Source organism: Vibrio sp. A1-1 (genome assembly GCF_021728175.1).
Classification (GTDB): Bacteria; Pseudomonadota; Gammaproteobacteria; order Enterobacterales; family Vibrionaceae; genus Vibrio; species Vibrio diabolicus.
Window position 1 is genome coordinate 645,606 of sequence record NZ_JAKKCL010000001.1, and the last position, 21,363, is coordinate 666,968.

Consider the following 21,363-nt stretch of genomic DNA (forward strand, 5'->3'; position numbering starts at 1 on the left):
GGGGAGTGCAGTTTAATTCTGAGCTTGAATCAAACTCATAAACTACTCTCTCCAAAACGGCTTCCTCACTTCACTATTAATTTCCTTTTCACCTAATCCTATATCGTCCCAAAGATGCTCTGGTAACTCTCTCAAGTGACGACGTGTCTTGTAGTTTCTTCTCCAACTAGCAAGTTTAGAATAAATTAACTGTAATCCGGTCTGATGGTCAGCTGGTAAAGTGCGCTCACAAGTGTGTGTCATGTTTTCCATGTAACCAACTCCTATAACAATGTTGACCACTTAATAATCAGCGACTACGCTGATATCCTCAAACGATAGAATCTGCCATTGAGTTAAGGAAAACTAATGTGAAAGATCGAATGCCTCCTTTACAGGGCCTGTATTACTTCTTCGTTGCAGCGAAGGAAGGTAGCTTTAAAACAGCGGCAAAAGAATTGTTTGTTACGCCAGCTGCCATCAGTCAGCAAATTCGTCATCTTGAAGAGTTTTTAGGAACGGACTTATTTGTTCGCCAGCACAGAAAAATCGTGCTCACACCTGAGGGAGAGCTGCTGTTTACTCAGGCAGAAAGAGGGTTTGCTCATTTGCAGCAAGGGGTGAGATTGGTTAATCAAGATCCTAATCCTAACCACCTTTCAATATCAACACTCCCCTCTTTCGCTCACCATTGGTTAGTCCCGAAAATTACGGCTTTTCGTCAGCGTCACCCTGATATCGCCTTACTATTAGAACCAACCAATGATTTGGTGTCTTTTCAAGATAGTCAGATCGATTTGTGTGTCCGTTACGGTTTAGGAAAATACCCTAATTTAGAATCACAATGGCTAATGGATGAAGCTTTTTATCCTGCCTGTCATCCGGTATATCAGAAAGAGCACGGCATCTATCGCATTGAAGATTTAAGCAAAGCAGAGCTCATCGAAGACGTTTGGCCAGATCTGGACTGGAACATGTGGTTAGCGAGACTTGGTCATTCAGCGGCAAAGCCTGCTTTAAAATACAGTGGCTCACACTTAGTGTTAGAAGCCGCGTTATCACTACAAGGCGTAGCGCTCGTCAAACACAGTTTAGCTCATCAATATTTTCGTTCAGGCAAACTGGTCCGAATTGGTGATATAGCCATTAAACCCAAATTTGCGTATTACCTGTGCGCTCCAAAAGGCTACTTAAAGAGACCTAAAGCCCAATTGTTTGCACAATGGTTGAGAGAAGAAATAGAAACATTTGAAAAGTCAGTGATACCAGATTTTAAAACCATCGACCTCAATGTTAGTAATACTGGCTCAGCTTCAGAATAATCGGTAAACAACACCAAAGGCGTATATCAGCGAAACAAAAACGCGCTGTGTGTAAGCGGTTAGATACAAAAAGCCCCGCACTAGGCGGGGCTTTCAAGTTATAGAGTTAACTTAAGAATTACTTCTTAGCGTTACGCTCTTTAACGTCAGCAATTACTTGCTCAGCAACGTTTGCTGGACATGGTGCGTAGTGTGAGAACTCCATAGAGAACTGACCACGACCAGAAGTCATTGTACGTAGAGTACCGATGTAACCAAACATTTCTGATAGAGGTACATCACCCTTGATACGTACGCCAGTAGACGCAGCTTGTTGGTCTTTGATCATACCACGACGACGGTTAAGGTCACCGATTACGTCACCAACGTGATCTTCTGGAGTGAACACGTCAACTTTCATGATTGGTTCAAGAAGTTGCGCGCCAGCTTTAGGCATAGACTGACGGAATGCGCCTTTAGCAGCGATTTCGTAAGCGATAGCTGAAGAGTCAACTGCGTGGAAACCACCGTCGAATAGTTCAACTTCAACGTCTAGAGTTGGGAAGCCAGCTAGAACACCGTGCTCCATCATTGACGCAAAGCCTTTCTCAACTGCAGGCCAGAATTCTTTAGGTACGTTACCACCAACAACTGTTGATTTGAACGTGAAGCCAGAGTTTGGCTCACCTGGTTTGATGCGGTAATCGATCTTACCGAACTGACCAGAACCACCAGACTGTTTCTTGTGCGTGTAGCTGTCTTCGATTGCTTGAGTGATAGTTTCACGGTAAGCAACCTGTGGAGCACCAACTTCTAGCTCAACGCCGTAAGTACGCTTAAGGATATCTACCTTGATGTCTAGGTGAAGTTCACCCATACCTTTCAGGATAGTTTCGCCTGAATCTTCATCAGTCTCAACTTGGAATGATGGATCTTCTGCAACCATTTTACCGATCGCGATACCCATCTTCTCAGAACCGCCTTTATCTTTAGGCTTAACTGCGATAGAGATTACTGGATCTGGGAAGATCATTGGCTCAAGAGTACATTCGTGCTTAGGATCACATAGAGTGTGACCAGTTTGAACGTTCTTCATACCAACTACAGCGATGATGTCACCAGCTTGTGCTGAATCGATCTCGTTACGCTCGTCTGCGTGCATCTCAACCATACGGCCGATACGCTCTGTTTTACCAGTTGCAGAGTTAAGTACTGTGTCACCTTTCTTCATCTTACCAGAGTAGATGCGGATAAAGGTTAGAGCACCAAAACGGTCGTCCATGATCTTAAATGCAAGCGCACGTAGTGGCTCGTCTGCAGATACAGTCGCAACTTCACCAGTTGGCTCACCAGTCTCTGAATCAGTTAGAGGCTGTGGATCAACTTCTGTTGGAGATGGTAGGTAATCAATTACCGCGTCAAGAATAAGTTGGATACCTTTGTTCTTGTACGCTGAACCACAGTAAGTTGGGAAGAATGCTAGATCACGAGTACCTTTACGGATACAACGTTTGATGTCTTCTAGAGATGGCTCTTCGCCTTCTTCTAGGTAAGCCATCATTAGATCTTCGTCTTGCTCTAGAGCAGTTTCGATTAGCATTTCACGGTATTCAGCAGCTTTTTCTACCATGTCTGCTGGAATATCTTGAACTTCGTAGTTCTCTGGCTGGCCAGACTCATCCCATACGTAAGCTTGTTGGCTTAGTACGTCTACAACACCTACGAAATCTTCTTCGATACCGATAGGTAGAGTCATAACTAGAGGTGTAGCACCTAGTACGTTTTGTACTTGATCTACAACTTTGTAGAAATCTGCGCCCATACGGTCTAGTTTGTTAACGAAGATCAGACGTGATACGTGTGATTCGTCAGCGTAACGCCAGTTAGTTTCTGACTGAGGCTCAACACCACCAGAACCACAGAATACACCGATACCACCGTCAAGTACTTTTAGAGAACGGTAAACTTCGATAGTGAAGTCAACGTGTCCAGGAGTATCGATGATGTTTAGACGGTGATCGTTCCAGAAACAAGTTGTTGCTGCAGACTGGATTGTGATACCACGTTCAGCTTCCTGCTCCATGAAGTCAGTTGTAGTTGAACCGTCGTGTGTATCACCGATCTTATGGATCTTACCAGTTAGCTTTAGGATACGCTCTGTAGAGGTAGTTTTACCCGCGTCTACGTGAGCAAAAATACCAATGTTTCTGTATTTTGATAAATCAGTCATTGTCTTACTCTGTTAATAAGGTATAAAGTGCGCGCAGAGTATATCACATTCTGTCAATACTGATACCCTTGCGTGCGGATGGAAGAAAAAAAATTTTAACGTGAAATTTCCGTCCCCAAAGCATAGTCAAACACAGCAATTTATGTACTTTATTCGCATTTTATTGAGGACGGATAGAACAGTTTGTGATTACACAAATACCATTCTTATGAGCATTACAGCTCGTCAAAAGCCTCTATAGCTTCCGACAATTTCTTAACGCCGTGAATTTGCATGCCAGGAATGCCGCCTTTCGGCATGTTGGCTGCAGGCACAATGGCTTTCTTGAAACCATGTTTGAACGCTTCATTCAAACGTTCTTGCCCACTTGGCACAGGACGGATTTCGCCTGCAAGCCCGACCTCACCAAAAATAACCACATCTTTGGGTAGTGGGCGGTCACGAAAACTCGATAAAAGCGCCATAACTAACGCAAGATCGGCACTCGTCTCCGTCACCTTAACACCGCCAACCACATTAACAAAGACATCTTGGTCTGCCATTTGTAAGCCACCATGCTTATGCAACACAGCGAGCAAAAGTGATAAGCGGTTCTGCTCCAAACCGACCGCAACACGGCGAGGGTTTGCCAATTGCGAGTAATCCACCAACGCTTGAATCTCTACTAATAGAGGACGCGTACCTTCCCACACGACCATAACTGAAGAACCAGATGTTTCTTCTTCACCACGAGAAAGGAAAATCGCGGATGGGTTACTCACTTCTTTCAACCCTTGGCCTGTCATTGCAAAAACACCGAGCTCATTCACAGCGCCAAAGCGGTTTTTATGACTACGCAATGTGCGAAAGCGGCTATCAGTACCACCATCAAGCAGCACTGAACAGTCTATAATGTGCTCAAGAACTTTAGGGCCCGCAAGGGTACCATCTTTTGTTACGTGACCAACAATAAATACCGCGACGTTATTCTGTTTTGCGTATCGTGTCAGAGCTGTCGCAGATTCACGTACTTGAGCAACACTGCCCGGTGACGATTGAACATCTGAAACGTGCATTACCTGAATCGAGTCAATCACCATAATGCGAGGTTGCTCTTTTTCGGCGATTTGGCAAATTTTGTCGACGTTCGTTTCCGATAGCATTTTTAAATGATCTTTCGGCAACCCTAGTCGAGAAGCACGCATCGCCACCTGCTGCAACGATTCTTCACCTGTTACATAGAGCGTTGGCATTTGCGCAGACAAACTACACATGGTTTGCAGCAGCAAGGTGGATTTACCAGCGCCAGGGTTACCACCAATCAAAATAGCGGCGCCGGGTACAACGCCCCCACCTAATACGCGGTCAAGCTCTTTAAAACCACTGGTGAAGCGTGGCACTTCCTGCAGATCAATTTCAGATAACGTTTGAACTGTTGCTTCTGTTGCGGAACCCGCGTAGCCGGATAAACGTTCATTACGAGCAACCGTTGGCGATGCAGCGATACGGACTTCTGTTATCGTATTCCACGAACCACATGCGTTACACTGCCCCTGCCAACGGGGAAAATCCGCGCCACAATCATTACAAACATACGCTCGTTTTGCTTTCGCCATGATGCCTCGATTTTTTCTACAAATGTGACTAAGCACAGCCAAGTCAGACCTTAACTGAAATGAACTATTGATATACTTAAGTTTTACTTCGCTTAGCCGATACAATTTAAAGTAACGACATACTCTAACAGAAATAATGCAGCAATCTGAAATTCTCTCGATCGCAGAACGACTCATTCCCGTTTACGGTTCGGATGACTTTGACTTTGTCCTTGGCCAATTGACCGAGGAAGAGCCGCCTTCGGCCAAAATCTTAGTGAAAATGGAACTTAACCGCTTGATGGCTCCGTGCAAAAAAAGCATCGATCTGCGCGGTCGCGTCCAAGGTGAATGTCGCGAGTATATTTTGGATGGTATTCCACATTGGTTAGATGACGTTGCTTTCAACGCTTACCATAAAAACATCAAAAAGTTTGGCGGCTACACTGAGGGAATGTGGGAAGCTTTGGTCAACACACGGAATAACTTTCGCGTAATGAGCAAACGTCTTACTCAACAAAAAACGCAATCGTTAACGGATCCTAAAAGCCCTTTCTTAGCGGAGCCTGTTCACCTCGGCTATGACTTAAAGCGCCAAGAAAAGCGCTTGAAAGTCCAATCTCAAGTCGAGATTTGCCGCTCTAAAGGGCAACTTCTGCATGGGTTAAGCATTGACTTATCCTGCTCTGGCGCAAAGTTCAAAGTCCCAAGTGCGTTTAAATATAACCTTGGGGAGATTATTCAGGTCACGTTTACTGAATTTGCCAGCAAATCTCAGGTTGCCGGAATAGAGAAACCGCTGGCGTACCGCATACTTGCGGTTGATGACTGTTACGAGAATGACTCAGTTCGATACCTCAGAACCATACGTTTAACTGAAACCAATGTCGTTACTCGAGTGATCGATGAAGCGCTCAACAGCGCAGCGAAAAGAGCTCGTCACGATAATCAAGATAAGATCATTCGAGCTCGAACTCGTGGTTATGAGCACATCGCGCTTAAGCACACCAGCAGCTTACCTCTATTCTTTGATGGCAGTGAGCTGAAACTCGCTATGTTGACGCCAAACAATCAAAAGCTTTGGCAGTACTGGCATGATGAAAGGAACCAGCAAATGTTTGGATCCTTATTTAATGAGAAGCGAGTCGCGTCACTCATTAAACCTGGCGTTAAAGGCACCACAAACGTCCTTTATTCATTTACTCACGAGCACGAAAGCCGAACCTATTTCTATTCGATGCTTCGTCCTGAGGCCACTCGTGAACAACGCCAGCTATTTTGGCATTTAGGTGCTAAACGTGAAAGTTGGCGCGCGTTTAGAATTTCGATATTTGAACTGTCAGAGCAAGAACAGGAAGACTTAGCCGCTTTCTCTCCGGAGTTGGCTGAAACGTCCCAATCATTGACTCATATTGGCATCTTGCAAGAAATTGCTGACGAAAAATCAGGGCAGGATTATCTGCTCACTGAAAAGCCGCGCTTACCCGCGAATACGTTAAATGCATTTCGCCATCCGAGAAGAATTATAGGCAACCCGAAAGGCATTTATTTTGATGCCAAGTCTCGTCGTAAAGAGCCACGTTACCGATTTAAGACCCCAATAGAACTATGTTCTGGGCCCGTCACAGCGAGCGGCAGCACCGTCGATATTTCAAAGCGAGGGCTCGGCATTAAACTGGACGAACCTACTATGTTGCGCTCTGGGCAAGAGGTTCAGATCAACTTCCGAGAGTTACAACTCTACGACAAAAAGCTGCCTTTAACGTCGGTGCCATACCGGGTAATTCGTGTTAGTCCAGATGGCTGTAGCGTACAGCTAGTTATTGATGAAAGCAGCCACACCATTAAAGTGATCGCCTTTTTCAACAGCATTATCGAGCACAATCAAGATAAGTTGATCCCGCAAAAAGAGATGCTACCGAGTAATGCGTTACTTGAAAGACTGCACAGCATGTTGCTCTCTCGAACTCTGAGCACACCCATTTTTATCAGTAAAACTGCGTCGTCTTCAATCAAAACCCCCGTTATTGGGGTGAATTTGCCGCTACCTAAGCACATTGAGCTTTTTGCCCGCCTTGGACACGATCAACTGTTGTCACTTGAACCTATCTTTAAAGGTCGAACAAGCACATTAATCGCAGAGCCGATAAAGCGTGTAGAGGGAGCTCAAGCAAGGCATCAGGATATCTACATTAGCGCAGCCAAAGTCGGCAATAAAATTACAGGCATTGAGTCTAAGCTTCATCAAGAGTTCAACAGCGTAAAAGAACGGATTCAATTTATAAAGAAAGCGCGAATGATGGGGGACTTCTACGTGATTCGCTTATCTACAGCCCCAATTTTCGATCCGATGACATCGTTGCTGCAACAAGATTTAAGTGACTTAACCCAATTTGGTGTACATCAAGCGAGCAAATTAGAAAAGGAGCTGACCGCTTTGGTCGGTTACAGTGAGTTTGAAGACATTACGGAAGAGGTTGTAATTAGATTGGAGTTAACCGAGTAAATTTAGAGCCATACTAAGTCAACGAAAAACACCGCCAGAAAGGCGGTGTTTTTGAATGGATAAATTAAGGTTTTGCTTTCCAGCTGACCTTTTGCTGCTTCACCAGTGCACCAGATAAAATACAGAGCACACCGCCTAAGCCTGCAAAGCGAATCGCAGATTGCGCTTGAGCTTCCACTTTAGGTTTTGCGTGGTACGCGATACCTAAGCCCGCCACCGACATCATCACAAGATCGTTAGCGCCATCACCGACAGCAACCGTGTTGTGCTGCTCAATTTCGTATTCATCCGCCAACTCCACCAGGATATCTGACTTCATCTGCGCGGTAACCACATCGCCAAGTACGTTCCCCGTGAGCTTACCATTAATGATTTCCAACTGATTAGAGCGAGCAAAATCTAAATCGACTTTATCTTTGATATAGTCCGAGAAGTAAGTAAAACCACCGGAAGCAATCGCTGTTTTCCAGCCTAGTGCTTTTAACGTTGCGATTAACGCTTCAAAGTCCGGCATAAATGGCAATTGGGAACGAACTTGTTCAAGAATTGATTCATTAGCACCTTTGAGCTTACCTACGCGTTGACGCAAACTTTGCTCAAAATCCAGTTCTCCTTGCATCGCACGTTCAGTAACTTCTGCCACCTCATCCCCAACTCCGGCCAATTTTGCGATTTCATCAATACACTCTATCTGGATTGCCGTTGAGTCCATGTCAAATACAATCAACCCTTGGGTTGAGAGATCTGGAACTTCATTAAGCGAGGCGTAATCCAAGTTGAGGCTTTGTAAGATCGTTTCGTGTTGAGGGGTCAACTCTCCTGCCATCAAGGCGACTTCATATTGGCCAACTTTCCACGTTTCTAACACGGGGTTGTAGACACCTGTGAAGAAATCAATGTCTTCAAAATGACGTGGCGAAAGGTATTCTGCAAACACTATCCAGTTTGCTTTTGCTTTATCTAGTTGGGAGGCAAATCGAGTCTCGGGTAATCGTTTTAAAAGTGTCGTATGTTTTCTGATAGGCAAGCTTTTTGACGCGTCCATGTATATAATCCCTTATGACTTTGCTAAAACGTTACCTCAACAAACTAAAAAGGCAAGTCTTTGTTTTATTTTAAATGGATGAGTAAAGAGCATGAGTGAATCCTTGTTCTCAGTAAGGAATGCCCTAAGAATTCTGGCACTAATCCTACTGTGTGTGATGTTGTTTATCACGATCAAAAACAGTGTTGTGATCAGTAAGGGCAACGAGAAAATTCAAGCACAGCAGCTTGAGACACTCACCAAAGTTTTGATTTCACAGGCGTCTCTTTCTGCCAGTGAAATGATTTTGACCAAAGATCAAGAACGCTTACTTAAGCTGACAAACCAGCTAGCACAAGACCGTTTGGTGTTTGATGCGACAATATATGATGCACAAGGCGTACGTTTAGCGTCTAGTGAAGATGCGCTATCGGTACGCGAAGTTTTAGGCTTAGACACGCCTTTGGCAACAGCTTCCATTGGCCGCCAGCAGTTGGTTGAACCAGTATTTGCCGATGAAGCACTCATCGGTTTTGTTCGCGTTACCTTTGAGACAGGTCGTGTAACCGCGATTTCTGACCACCACTATCGTAAAAGTGATCGCTACATGTACATGATGGTGCTAATGAGTTTTGTGTGCGGCATGTTATTCATTATGATTTTACGTAGACAGCCTATCCGCCGTAAAAAAACGCAAAACCTACTGCTAACCAAATAGTCAGTCGGTAATCGACATCTAATACAAAAACAGCCCGCATTGTGCGGGCTGTTTTTTTAGTTCTTAATGTCAAGAAACTAAGATGACTCTTTGTCGCTTATTCTTCGTCGCCTAGCAATACTGAATCTAGTGCGATTAGCATCATGTCGTTGAATGTTGTTTGACGCTCATCAGAAGTTGTTTGCTCACCCGTTTTGATGTGATCTGATACCGTACAGATTGTCAGAGCTTTTGCACCGTATTCTGCCGCTACGCCGTAAATACCCGCCGCTTCCATTTCAACACCAACAATGCCGTACTTGTCCATTACGTCGAACATTTCTGGATCTGGCGTGTAGAAAAGCTCCGCTGAAAACAGGTTACCCACTTTCACATCAATGCCACGTGCTTTTGCTGCGTCTTCTGCCGCGCGAACCATTTTGTAGTCTGCGATTGCTGCAAAGTCATGACCTTTAAAACGGATGCGGTTCACTTTAGAATCCGTACACGCGCTCATGCCGATCACAACATCACGCACTTTGATGTCTTCGTTTACTGCGCCACAGCTACCAACACGGATGATTTTCTTCACGCCGAAGTCTTTAATTAGCTCCGTTGCGTAGATCGAGCATGATGGGATACCCATACCGTGGCCCATAACCGAGATCTTACGCCCTTTGTATGTGCCAGTGTAACCGAACATATTACGCACATCACACACTTGCACAACGTCTTCAAGGAAGGTTTCTGCGATGTATTTTGCACGTAGCGGGTCACCCGGCATCAGTACGACGTCTGCGAATGCACCCATTTCAGCGTTGATATGTGGAGTTGCCATTTTCTTTTCCTTAACCTTTCTCTAGCGCTCCGCGCTTAAGGCGATATAAGCCAGAGTATTCTCATTTCCGACAAGCAGTACTTGCATACTGCAAACATAAAACTAGGAGCATTCAGCTCCTAGTTTTCAATATCCTAATTATAGGAAATTCTTACCGTAATCCATTGGAGAAGTACCGAAGTAGCTCGCCAATGTTTGGCCGATGTCTGCGAATGTTTCGCGGCGGCCAAGAGAGCCTGCTGGCACTTTTTGACCGTAAACCAATACTGGGATGTGCTCACGAGTATGGTCAGTACCTGGCCATGTTGGGTCACAGCCGTGGTCTGCTGTTAGGATAAGCACGTCATCTTCACCCATCAGTTCTAGCACTTCATTGATGCGACCATCAAAGTACTCAAGCGCTGCAGCGTAACCCGCCACATCACGACGGTGACCGTAAGCAGAATCGAAGTCGACGAAGTTAGTGAATACGATGGTGTTATCACCCGCTTCTTTTATCGCTTCTTTCGTTGCTTCAAATAGTGCTGGAATGCCTGTTGCTTTGGTTTTCTTAGTGATCCCACAACCTGCATAAATATCTGAAATCTTACCGATGGAATGAACCTGACCGCCCTTCTCATCAACTAACTTTTGTAAGATAGTCGCTGATGGTGGCTCTACAGATAGGTCACGACGGTTACCCGTACGCTCAAATTGACCTTTACCCGGACCAATAAATGGGCGCGCGATTACACGGCCGATGTTGTAATCTTCTAGTTCTTCACGCGCAATTTGGCAAAGCTCTAGTAGACGATCCAGGCCGAATGTCTCTTCGTGACAGGCGATTTGGAATACAGAGTCCGCAGAGGTATAGAAGATTGGCTGCCCAGTCTTCATATGCTCTTCACCCAAGTCGTCAAGAACTTGAGTACCAGATGCGTGGCAGTTACCTAGGAAACCGTCAAGACCCGCGCGCTCAAGGATGCGATCCGTCAGCTCTTTAGGGAAGCTGTTTGCTTTGTCTGTGAAGTAACCCCAGTCAAACAGAACAGGAACACCTGCGATTTCCCAGTGACCAGACGGCGTGTCTTTACCAGAAGAAAGCTCTGCAGCGTGACCGTACGCACCAATGATTTCTGCATCTGCGTCTAGGCCAGGTGCAAAGCGTCCTGTTGACTCTTTATGTGCCATTGCCAAACCAAGTTTGGATAGGTTTGGCAGGCGAAGTGCGCCTTGACGTTGGTCGTTATCTGCTAAGCCTTTTTCACATTGTTCTGCGATGTGACCTAGTGTGTCTGAACCTACATCACCAAATTTCTCAGCGTCAGCGGTTGCACCAATACCGAATGAGTCTAGTACTAAAATAAATGCTCTTTTCATTGCTCGTTCCTTAGGCCCACTCGGCTTTTTATTATGGTTGAGTAGGCCTTGTGTAATTACTTGTTCTATTAAATATCTTCTGCACGAATTTGGCGGTAAACCTCTGGAGTAGGTGTGTACTCACCACCTACTTTGATTGCACTGCGCAGTGCTTTTGCCGCTTCTTCCCACTGCTCTTCGCTGCGAGCGTGGATAACGGCAAGAGGTTTATCGCTATCTGCAACTTCACCCAAGCGGATGAACTCGTCGAAACCTACGGCATAATCGATTTCATCAGTAGCAACACGGCGACCACCACCCATAGCAACGACAGCCATGCCAATCGCACGCGTGTCCATTGCTGAAACAATGCCCGTTTCCGTCGCGTAAACTGGCTTGATGATTTCCGCTTTTTCTAGGTAGTTATCGTAGTTTTCTACGAAGTCTGCAGGGCCACCAAGACCCGCAACCATCTTGCCGAAGCATGCTGCTGCTTTACCGTTGTCTAGCGCTTCCATCAGTTTTGCGCGTGCGTCTTCTGTGTTCTCAGCCAGTTTGCCAAGTACCAGCATTTCTGCACAAGAAGCCATGGTGACTTCAAGTAGGCGTGGGTTACGGTATTCACCAGTTAGGAAACGAACCGCTTCACGAACTTCCACCGCATTACCTGCCGAAGAGGCCAATACTTGGTTCATGTCTGTCAGGATTGCAGTGGTCTTAGTACCCGCACCGTTTGCTACTGCTACGATTGATTTCGCTAGCTCTTCAGACGCTTCGTAAGTTGGCATGAATGCACCAGAGCCGACTTTAACGTCCATCACTAGCGACTCCAGACCCGCCGCCAATTTCTTAGAAAGAATGGAAGCCGTGATCAGAGAAATGTTGTCTACGGTTGCGGTAATATCACGAGTCGCGTAAACACGCTTATCCGCTGGAGCAAGGTCACCAGTTTGACCGATGATCGCCACACCAGCGTCTTTAGTTACTTGCCCAAACACATCGTTGCTTGGTGTGATGTTGTAGCCTGGAATAGACTCAAGCTTATCTAGCGTACCGCCTGTGTGGCCAAGACCACGGCCAGAGATCATTGGTACGAAACCGCCGCATGCTGCCACCATAGGGCCAAGCATCAAAGACGTTACGTCGCCCACACCGCCGGTAGAGTGTTTGTCGACAATTGGGCCACCAAAGTTCATGTGGCTCCAGTCGATAACCATGCCCGAATCACGCATTGCACACGTTAGGGCAATACGCTCATCCATGGTCATTTCATTGAAGAAAATTGTCATAGCAAACGCCGCGATCTGACCTTCAGATACGGTGTTATTTGCTACGCCTTGAATAAAGAAGTTGATTTCGTCTGCGGTAAGTACTTCACCGTCACGTTTTTTACGAATGATTTCTTGTGGTAAATACATTAGTGCCTCCCATGCTCTCAGTGAGCCATGGTTAAGTAGGATAGAAGAGGTTTGGTAGCACCCGTTTAGGTGCTACCGTTCAGACATATTATTGGGATTAGTACGCTGCTGGATCAGCGGTTTCGTCTGTCACTTCTAATGTATTTAGTAGGTTAGTTAGCAGGCTAGACGCACCAAAACGGTAGTGACGAGCATCAACCCAGTTATCACCTAGGATTTCGTCAGCCATTGCTAGGTATGCAGCTGCATCTTCAGCAGTGCGCACACCACCTGCTGGTTTGAAACCAACAGTTTCTGCAACACCCATGTCACGAATCACTTCAAGCATCATGCGTGCATATTCTGGTGTTGCGTTTACTGGCACTTTACCAGTTGAAGTTTTAATGAAGTCAGCACCTGCTTCAATACAGATTTGAGATGCTTTCTTGATTAGTGCTTCTTCTTTTAGTTCACCCGTTTCGATGATCACTTTAAGAAGAATATCACCACAAGCCTCTTTACATTGCTTAACTAGTTCGAAGCCTACTTTCTCATCACCCGCCATTAGCGCGCGGTATGGGAAAACAACGTCAACTTCGTCTGCACCGTAAGCAACCGCCGCTTTTGTTTCAGCAACAGCGATTTCGATGTCGTCGTTACCGTGTGGGAAGTTCGTTACTGTTGCAATGCGAACCTCTGGCGTACCTTGCTCACGAAGTGTCTTCTTAGCAATAGGAATAAAGCGAGGGTAAATACAAATTGCAGCTGTGTTGCCTACTGCTGTTTTCGCGTCATGACATAATGAAATCACTTTTGCATCAGTGTCATCGTCATTCAACGTAGTTAGGTCCATAAGTTTAAGTGCACGTAGCGCTGCTGCTTTTAAATCGCTCATTTCTATCTCCGATCAATATTCAAAAAATTCACTACTCAGCCTTACATCACGTCTCTAACTATAATCAACAAGTCGAGACAATGTGAGTAAATGGCTAAACAGTCTATTAATGAACGGACTTGGTTCCCTGAAGACTCGGCATATACAGCGAAAATTTCATATGCCAATTGCTATCCTTGTCACCGCACAGTACCAGTTTGGCCTATGGCACAACAATCTATGATTGCGGTGTCTTTAATATCACATCACACAGCAAAACGCCTATTAGATCTGATATTGCTGGGCAAGTCATTTGCCCATCGATTATGTAATATTCATTACGTGATTAAGTATCAACCTTAACCACTATCCTGTGATTAATACATTATAGAGTTTCACCGCAAAACTGTAGCACCAAATAGAGCGCAAACGGTTTGTATCTCAAAATTTCCTAGCCCCTATTCCATCGGCTGCGTAACTCATAGACTGAGGTCGGCACCCGGTGAGATTTTGGAGCCCGAAAAACGAAAAATGCCCCGCAGCAATCTCTTGCTACAGGGCATGATGTAAAACGGCGTCTATATATTAAGAACCGATTCTAATTATAGTGCTGCAAGGCTTAAGCAGAAGCCTGCAATTGTCGCTGCCATAAGGTTAGACAACGTACCTGCAAGAACAGCTTTAACACCCATGCGAGCGATGTCACTACGACGGTTTGGTGCAAGGCTACCTAGACCACCAAGTAGAATCGCGATAGAAGAAAGGTTCGCGAAACCACATAGTGCGAATGAGATGATAGCTGTTGTCTTCTCAGACATTACTTCACCAGTTGCCGCGATTACTTGAGCGTTTTCACCTAGGTATGGTGTGAAGTTCAAGTAAGCAACGAATTCGTTCACTACGATTTTCTGACCGATGAATGAACCAGCAGTTACTGCTTCAGCCCATGGAACACCGATTAGGAATGCTAGTGGAGAGAATGCGTAACCTAGGATTAGCTCTAGCGTTAGTTCTGGCATGCCGAACCAACCACCGATGCCACCTAGCATACCGTTGATCAGCGCGATTAGACCAACGAATGCGATTAGCATTGCACCTACGTTAAGCGCAAGTTGTAGACCAGAAGCCGCACCGCCCGCTGCTGCGTCGATTACGTTTACTGGTTTGTCGTCGCCGCCGTCCATCGCTTCTTCGATACTTTCGTGAGGCTGGTCAGTCTCTGGGTGAAGGATTTTAGCGAATAGTAGACCACCTGGTGCCGCCATGAATGATGCTGCTACTAGGTACTCTAGTGGAACACCCATTGAAGCGTAGCCCGCTAGTACACCACCAGCAACAGAAGCTAGACCACCACACATTACCGCGAATAGCTCTGATTGAGTCATTTTTGGAACGAATGGACGAACAACTAGAGGTGCTTCTGTTTGACCTACGAAAATGTTTGCTGCTGCTGACATTGATTCCGCACGTGAAGTGCCCAGCGCTTTTTGTAGTGCGCCACCAAGAATCTTGATAACCCATTGCATAACGCCAATGTAGTAAAGAACTGAAATCAGTGCAGAGAAGAAGATCAGTGTAGGAAGAACACGGAATGCGAAGATGAAACCGCCGCCGCCGAATACTTCGAACATCTTGTCAGAAACAAGACCACCGAACAGGAATGATGAACCATCGTTACCGTAGTTGATAACGTTAGAAACACCTGAAGAGAAACCGTTTAGTAGATCACGGCCCCAAGGTACATACAGAACAAATGCACCTAATGCGAATTGGATAGCGAATGCGCCACCCACAGTTCTTAGATTGATAGCTTTTCGGTTATTAGAAAATGCCACTGCAATCGCAAGAAGCACTACCATACCGATTAGGCTCATAAACAGGCTCATAGTTTATGACTTCCTTATAAGTTATTTATTGGCGTGTTACAAAATGGAGCTATAAAGCGGGAGCAATTATACTCATGCAGAATCAATTAAAGTAATGCCAGCCTCACACTTTCCTATAAGATTCATGATTGATTCAGCCAGCTTTGTGAGTTAATTCACAATAAGCAGGAAAGCGTTTTCTATTTCAAACCACATCTTTAGATTTTATTCACATATCGAGAAAGCAAAATTGCTATTTTTCCATAACTGAGAGGCAATCGATTGCTTTGAGCCGTTATGCAACTCTACGAGCTCATTAAAGACGTGAATGAGTTTGGCTGGGTGATTCGACTCCCCTTGATACCCAAGTATAGGCATATCCGGTGCATCTGTTTCGATCACGAGATGTTTGAGTGGTAATTTTTGAATTGCGTCGCGCGTTTTCTTCGCTCTTGGGTAGGTGATGGTTCCTCCTACTCCGATAAAAAAACCTAATTTGACCCACTCCATTGCTTGCTGATAACTCCCAGAGAAAGCATGTAGCACACCGCCCCGAGGGAGCTTCGCCGCTTTAACCATTTGAATAAGGCGATTGTGCGCTTTTCGGCTATGTAAAATAACTGGGAGTTCGAAGCATCTAGCCAGTTCAAATTGAACTTCAAGTGTCTCTTCTTGCAACTGTGGGTCAACATCAATGGCAAAATCTAGCCCACACTCTCCTATTGCCACGCACTGGGGAGCATTTTGTTTTAGATAATGTTCCAATTCAGCAAAGTGCTGCTCGACGTTATCTTCAAGAAAATACGGATGAAACCCAAGGGCGTAATACAAATTGGCATGTTGATCTGCCAAGGTTTGAATACGAGCCCAGTTTTGAGGTCCCACTGAAGGAATCAGAATTCTTGTCACGCCTTGCGTTTGAGCTAGCTCAAGTTGATGTGCAAAGTCACCTTGGAATACATCAAAGTCAAAGTGACAATGGGTATCAAAGAGCTTCATCTTGAGACTTTTTATCTGTACCGACAAACTGAGAATCAGAAAATAGCAGAGCTTCACTGGTCTCTTCATTTTGATGGGCAGGATCTTTTCGATACGGAACGCAGCTGCGTTTTTGATCAGGGGTTAACCCCATCTCCTTGCACCAGTCGTCGTAACGCTTCAATCCTCGTTTAAACCAGTTCATACCTCATCCTTATAAAAAACGCCCTTGGCTAAGTTTATAGCCAAGGGCGTTTTAAAATCTAGTTTGCGTTAAAGCTTACCCAAACCGCTTTTTGATTAGTGCTCACGCGTCGCACGGAAATCAATATCAGGGAAACGCTCTTTCGCCAAGTTTAAGTTAACCATTGTTGGTGCAATATACGTTAGGTTATCACCACCATCCAATGCTAAGTTTGCTTGGTTCTTACGTTGGAACTCATCCAGTTTCTTCGCATCATCACACTCAACCCAACGCGCAGTTGCAACGTTAATGCCTTCATAAATCGCTTCAACGTTATATTCAGACTTCAAACGAGCCACAACAACATCGAACTGAAGTACACCAACGGCACCAACGATCAGATCGTTGTTTTGTAGTGGACGGAATACCTGTACCGCACCTTCTTCTGATAGTTGCACCAAGCCTTTTAGTAGCTGTTTCTGCTTTAGTGGATCTTTCAGGCGAATACGACGGAACAGTTCCGGGGCGAAGTTCGGAATACCAGAGAACTTCAGTGACTCACCTTGAGTAAAGGTATCACCAATCTGGATAGTACCGTGGTTATGCAGACCAATGATATCACCCGCGTAAGCGTGTTCTGCACGTGAACGGTCACCAGCCATAAAGGTTACTGCATCAGAGATACTCACCTGCTTGCCAAGACGAACGTGGTTCATCTTCATACCCTGCGTGTAAGTACCCGATACAATACGCATGAATGCGATACGGTCACGGTGTTTCGGGTCCATGTTTGCTTGGATCTTGAATACGAAACCAGAGAACTTCTCTTCTGTCGCTTCAACTTCACGCTCAACCGCTTGACGCGTTTTCGGTGCTGGTGCCCACTCTGTTAGACCGTCTAGCATGTGGTCTACACCGAAGTTACCTAATGCGGTACCGAAGTAAACTGGCGTCAGGTCACCTGTTAAGAACATTTCCAAATCAAACTCAGGGCAAGCACCCATAACAAGCTCAAGCTCTTCTCGAACACTTTCCGCAAGGCCTGCACCGACTTTTTCATCAAGCTCTGGGTTATCTAGACCTTTGATGATTCGAACTTCTTGAATCTCATGACCGTGACCAGATTCGTATAAAATCGTTTCATCACGGTGAATGTGGTACACACCTTTAAATTCTTTACCACAGCCGATTGGCCACGTGATAGGCGCACACATCATGCCCAATTCGTTTTCTACTTCGTCCAATACTTCCATTGGATCACGAACGTCACGGTCAAGTTTGTTCATGAAGGTCACGATTGGCGTATCGCGTAGACGGGTTACTTCCATCAACTTACGAGTACGATCCTCGACACCTTTCGCAGCATCGATAACCATCAAACACGAGTCGACTGCCGTTAGAGTACGATATGTATCTTCCGAGAAGTCTTCGTGTCCAGGAGTATCAAGTAGGTTTACCAGGCAATCATTGTAAGGGAACTGCATCACAGACGTGGTTACCGAGATACCACGTTCCTTTTCCATTTCCATCCAGTCTGATTTTGCGTGCTGTGCATTACCACGACCTTTAACCGTACCTGCTTTTTGAATCGCGTTTCCGAATAAAAGGACTTTTTCAGTAATGGTGGTTTTACCCGCATCCGGGTGAGAAATAATAGCGAACGTTCTACGTTTAGACACTTCGCTTAGAAAAGGTGTATTTGACATGAAACTGGTCTTCTTTGATGTCTGAATGCTTGCTCGAAAAGCAAACACGCTTTTTAGATTCAATATTGCGCGGTATTCTCGCTTATTATTGCCTCAGGGGCAACTGATCGCTTTAGGAGCGACTTCCCTTATGGGATGCGTTAACGTTAGTGAAAGAAGAGATAACTCATGATGATCGCATCTTCTTTTCCCGTGCCAGTTTTCGCAGGGTAATAGTTATGACGTCGATCAACTTCATTGAATCCAGCTTGTTCATAAATATAAATAGCAGGCTTATTACTCTCTCGCACCTCAAGCCAAGCACTCTCCGCTTTTGATTGCTCACAATGTTCTAAGAACGCATCCAACAGTTTTTGACCATAGCCTTTACCCTGAAGATGCGGCGCGATAGCAATATTCAGCAACGTAACTTCACCGACAATATTCTGCGCATAGAAGTAGCCAATCACCATCTCGCCATCGAGCATCACATGATGACATGCTCCACGGCTGGATAAATCACGTACCAAAGACTCTGCCCACGGATGCGAGTGTGCTTGCTGCTCAATTTGCCAAACTTGATCTAAGTGCTCAGCGCACATTGGTAAGATTTTAGTTGTCATTATTTACCTAGGGGTTCATGTGCAATACCAATTGCAGTAAAACGGGGATTAATGCTTATTTGCTCGAATTGTTGTAAGAACAAATCTGTTGCCAAAGTGCACGTTTTTGTTGGGTATTCCCATCCACATCTTGCAACAATGGCGATGTCAGCGGTTTAGTGTCAGGCAATACTTCGGCTTCACACCCAGCAAACCAAACCCACTCAAGCTCGTGCTGGCCAAGTAATGGAAATCGCTCTGGCTCAATATGTAACGCTTGGTCAAGCGTTAACTTCATACTCTTTAGGATGTTTTCAAACAAAACCGCCGTCTCATTCTCTGGACATACCGGAGAGATCAACAGGAGTTTGCAAGAACTTTGCAAATCGATTTTTGGCGATTGGTAACCTGCCAATCTATCTGGGTGTACCAGCTCCCATGTGCTGATGCCCATTTCGTGTAAATACTGTTTCTCGTTAATTGACATTTTCCGTCACCTATTTGAACGAGGGCAATCCTAACAAATAATCGTGATTATACCTAAAGGACTTCAAGGAACACCTCAATACATTGGAATGATTGAACTGTTCTGCCTATGACAATGGCCATACCGTAGGTATAACATATGAGGTACATTATGAAATTCTTACCTACACTGCTGCTTTGCGCACTGGTAGCCGCCACCAGCATGAGTGTTTTTGCTAATAGCAGCGATGAGTGGGAGCTGATTGCAACGAAAACCGTCAAATTCCAAACAGAAACGGATACCGTGACACCAAATAGCCTATTCCGAAATCGCAGCTTCAGTAAAATTAAACTGAAATGTGTGCAGGGCACGGTAGACATTAACGACTTAAAAGTCGTGATGACGGACGGTAGTGAGAAAAAGCTAACCTCTATGGGTGTGCTAACAAGTGGATTATCGACTCGTGCATGGAGCCTTCCTGGCTCAAAAGAAGCGAAGCTAAAACAGATTAAAATGACTTACAGCAGTTGGGGCAGCAGAAAACTCAATGTTTTAGGGCTAAGTAAGAAAGCAAAAATAGAGGTTTGGGGTAAGAAGAAAAGTGACCAGTCATCCTAATCTCCCTATCTCAGTTTTCAATGAACTAAGAAAGAAGCCCACTGAGTTAGTGGGCTTCTTTCATTTACAGTTCAGAGAACTCTGGCGCGTAATCTATGCGTCCGGAGCGTCCGGCACATTGACCTTCGACCAACTCTGCGATACGAAATGCACCTTTAGGAACATCCCAAGCGCATTCGAATCCCATCTCGTCGCATGATTGAAAGCCCTGGCGCGCGTAATAATAAGGATCGCCCAACACCACACACACTGGATAGCCAAAATCACGAAGTGAATCAAAACCTTCTTTGATCAACTCTGCAGCGATACCTTGGCAACGGTAATCTTCATGAACAGCCAATGGCGCCAGCCCTTGCCACGACAAATCTTCACCATTTAAGGTCACTGGACTAAATAAAGCATGGCCTATCACCTCTCCCTCATCTGTACACGCGACTAAGGAAAGTGTGAATTTGCTGTTTTCGCGCAAACGCATCACAAGCTTAGCTTCAGCTTCCGTCGGGAAGGCGTGTTTCAATAAGCGGTCAATGGTAAGAATGTCCGCAGGGGCTTCAGTTCGAATAAGCATTCGCTACTCCGGTTGGTTGTGCAGGCGCTTGAACCCCTTTCTGAACAAAATCAGCCAATTGATTCAAAGCGACTTGCATTGCTTTCGGTAACTGCTCTAAGTCGACACTGTCCATTAAGTTTTTCACTTCTAAGCCAAGCTCAGTATCGCCTTCAATTGAAAGGCGACGTTGGAAGAACAGTGTGTCAGGGTCTTCTTTACGACCAGCAATCAGTACTAGGTCGTTTAGATTACCACTAAAACTCACATCTTCCTGAACTGGTTTTTCAGCTACCACTAATTTTTCGTCTTGATAGCTGATGTACCATGCTAAGTTCAAGTCTTTAATCGCAACTTTTAACCACTTGTCTTCAAGGAACTCAAAGTCACCATCTTCCAAGGCTTCTTTAAACACCATTTTTAGCCCCTCCAGCAATGCTTTTTGCTGAATTGGCTGTGGTAATAACTGGACTGGAGAACGCAAAATGTTAGCTGCGTTCTTTACTAGTTGACTGCGAATCTTGTTTAACACGTTCATTATCCGTTACTTTGTCATTAGGTTGCCTATATTAAGCAATCGTGGCAATGAGATTACTGTTATGTATCAATAAAGTGCTTATTTTAGATTGGTGGATTATTGTTCACTAACGCTTCTTTTTT

20 protein-coding genes are annotated in these 21,363 nt (G+C 45.1%); 4 read left to right on the forward strand and 16 right to left on the reverse strand.

Annotated elements, in window-relative coordinates; genetic code table 11:
* Positions 1-42: 42 nt before the first annotated feature.
* The gene (locus L3V30_RS02995) at positions 43-252 is read right to left on the reverse strand and encodes a DUF1127 domain-containing protein (protein ID WP_237308294.1); all 210 of its coding nucleotides are present in this window, start codon (positions 250-252) and stop codon (positions 43-45) included.
* A gap of 98 nt (positions 253-350) precedes the next feature.
* On the opposite strand from L3V30_RS02995, the gene L3V30_RS03000 reads away from it, so the two are divergent.
* The gene (locus tag L3V30_RS03000; RefSeq protein ID WP_065645470.1) at positions 351-1,301 is read left to right on the forward strand and encodes a LysR substrate-binding domain-containing protein; all 951 of its coding nucleotides are present in this window, start codon (positions 351-353) and stop codon (positions 1,299-1,301) included.
* A gap of 118 nt (positions 1,302-1,419) precedes the next feature.
* Here L3V30_RS03000 and fusA read toward each other — a convergent pair whose 3' ends face one another.
* Complete coding sequence (fusA, locus tag L3V30_RS03005; RefSeq protein WP_012841459.1) at positions 1,420-3,510, reverse strand: elongation factor G; 2,091 nt, start codon at positions 3,508-3,510, stop codon at positions 1,420-1,422.
* A gap of 215 nt (positions 3,511-3,725) precedes the next feature.
* Complete coding sequence (gene radA / locus L3V30_RS03010) at positions 3,726-5,105, reverse strand: DNA repair protein RadA (RefSeq protein ID WP_012841458.1); 1,380 nt, start codon at positions 5,103-5,105, stop codon at positions 3,726-3,728.
* Positions 5,106-5,241: 136 nt separating this feature from the next.
* Between radA and L3V30_RS03015 the strand changes: the two genes are divergently transcribed.
* Entirely contained in the window at positions 5,242-7,590 is a 2,349-nt protein-coding gene (locus L3V30_RS03015) for a PilZ domain-containing protein (protein WP_237308295.1), read from the forward strand.
* Between the two features lie 64 nt (positions 7,591-7,654).
* Here the strand turns inward: L3V30_RS03015 and serB are convergent, their stop codons facing one another.
* Positions 7,655-8,635 carry a phosphoserine phosphatase gene (gene serB / locus L3V30_RS03020; RefSeq protein WP_237308296.1) on the reverse strand — a complete coding sequence of 327 codons (981 nt, stop codon included), beginning with the start codon at positions 8,633-8,635 and terminating at the stop codon, positions 7,655-7,657.
* A gap of 91 nt (positions 8,636-8,726) precedes the next feature.
* Between serB and L3V30_RS03025 the strand changes: the two genes are divergently transcribed.
* Complete coding sequence (locus L3V30_RS03025) at positions 8,727-9,332, forward strand: YtjB family periplasmic protein (protein WP_104969748.1); 606 nt, start codon at positions 8,727-8,729, stop codon at positions 9,330-9,332.
* 97 nt (positions 9,333-9,429) lie between these two features.
* On the opposite strand, the gene deoD is transcribed toward L3V30_RS03025, so the two are convergent.
* The 10 genes from deoD to L3V30_RS03075 form a co-directional block, all read right to left on the reverse strand.
* Positions 9,430-10,149: a purine-nucleoside phosphorylase gene (deoD, locus tag L3V30_RS03030; RefSeq protein WP_237308297.1), complete on the reverse strand. Its 720-nt coding sequence runs from the start codon at positions 10,147-10,149 to the stop codon at positions 9,430-9,432.
* A 138-nt stretch (positions 10,150-10,287) separates the two neighbouring features.
* Positions 10,288-11,508 (reverse strand): phosphopentomutase, encoded by a 1,221-nt coding sequence (locus L3V30_RS03035; RefSeq protein WP_047008941.1) that lies wholly within the window; start codon positions 11,506-11,508, stop codon positions 10,288-10,290.
* Positions 11,509-11,576: 68 nt separating this feature from the next.
* Positions 11,577-12,905, reverse strand: a complete 1,329-nt coding sequence (gene deoA, locus L3V30_RS03040; protein ID WP_048625940.1) for a thymidine phosphorylase — start codon at positions 12,903-12,905, stop codon at positions 11,577-11,579.
* A 97-nt stretch (positions 12,906-13,002) separates the two neighbouring features.
* The gene (gene deoC, locus L3V30_RS03045; RefSeq protein ID WP_006742378.1) at positions 13,003-13,779 is read right to left on the reverse strand and encodes a deoxyribose-phosphate aldolase; all 777 of its coding nucleotides are present in this window, start codon (positions 13,777-13,779) and stop codon (positions 13,003-13,005) included.
* A gap of 581 nt (positions 13,780-14,360) precedes the next feature.
* On the reverse strand, positions 14,361-15,644 hold the full coding sequence (locus L3V30_RS03050; RefSeq protein WP_006742377.1) for a NupC/NupG family nucleoside CNT transporter: 1,284 nt from the start codon (positions 15,642-15,644) through the stop codon (positions 14,361-14,363).
* A 204-nt stretch (positions 15,645-15,848) separates the two neighbouring features.
* Entirely contained in the window at positions 15,849-16,622 is a 774-nt protein-coding gene (locus L3V30_RS03055) for a TatD family hydrolase (protein WP_237308298.1), read from the reverse strand.
* Positions 16,609-16,806, reverse strand: a complete 198-nt coding sequence (locus L3V30_RS03060; RefSeq protein ID WP_012841454.1) for a DUF5363 family protein — start codon at positions 16,804-16,806, stop codon at positions 16,609-16,611. The genes L3V30_RS03055 and L3V30_RS03060 overlap by 14 nt, the downstream gene beginning before the upstream one ends.
* Before the next feature lie 95 nt (positions 16,807-16,901).
* Positions 16,902-18,491 (reverse strand): peptide chain release factor 3, encoded by a 1,590-nt coding sequence (prfC, locus tag L3V30_RS03065; RefSeq protein WP_012841453.1) that lies wholly within the window; start codon positions 18,489-18,491, stop codon positions 16,902-16,904.
* 146 nt (positions 18,492-18,637) lie between these two features.
* Positions 18,638-19,093, reverse strand: coding sequence for a ribosomal protein S18-alanine N-acetyltransferase (gene rimI, locus L3V30_RS03070; RefSeq protein ID WP_005394641.1), 456 nt, complete (start codon positions 19,091-19,093; stop codon positions 18,638-18,640).
* Positions 19,094-19,148: 55 nt separating this feature from the next.
* Positions 19,149-19,559 carry a DNA polymerase III subunit psi gene (locus L3V30_RS03075; RefSeq protein ID WP_005394642.1) on the reverse strand — a complete coding sequence of 137 codons (411 nt, stop codon included), beginning with the start codon at positions 19,557-19,559 and terminating at the stop codon, positions 19,149-19,151.
* Positions 19,560-19,709: 150 nt separating this feature from the next.
* On the opposite strand from L3V30_RS03075, the gene L3V30_RS03080 reads away from it, so the two are divergent.
* Positions 19,710-20,156, forward strand: coding sequence for a hypothetical protein (locus tag L3V30_RS03080; protein ID WP_237308299.1), 447 nt, complete (start codon positions 19,710-19,712; stop codon positions 20,154-20,156).
* A 64-nt stretch (positions 20,157-20,220) separates the two neighbouring features.
* Here L3V30_RS03080 and L3V30_RS03085 read toward each other — a convergent pair whose 3' ends face one another.
* Positions 20,221-20,724: an N-acetyltransferase gene (locus L3V30_RS03085; protein ID WP_237308300.1), complete on the reverse strand. Its 504-nt coding sequence runs from the start codon at positions 20,722-20,724 to the stop codon at positions 20,221-20,223.
* Entirely contained in the window at positions 20,708-21,235 is a 528-nt protein-coding gene (locus tag L3V30_RS03090) for an SCP2 domain-containing protein (RefSeq protein WP_005394645.1), read from the reverse strand. The genes L3V30_RS03085 and L3V30_RS03090 overlap by 17 nt, the downstream gene beginning before the upstream one ends.
* Between the last annotated feature and the right edge of the window lie 128 nt (positions 21,236-21,363).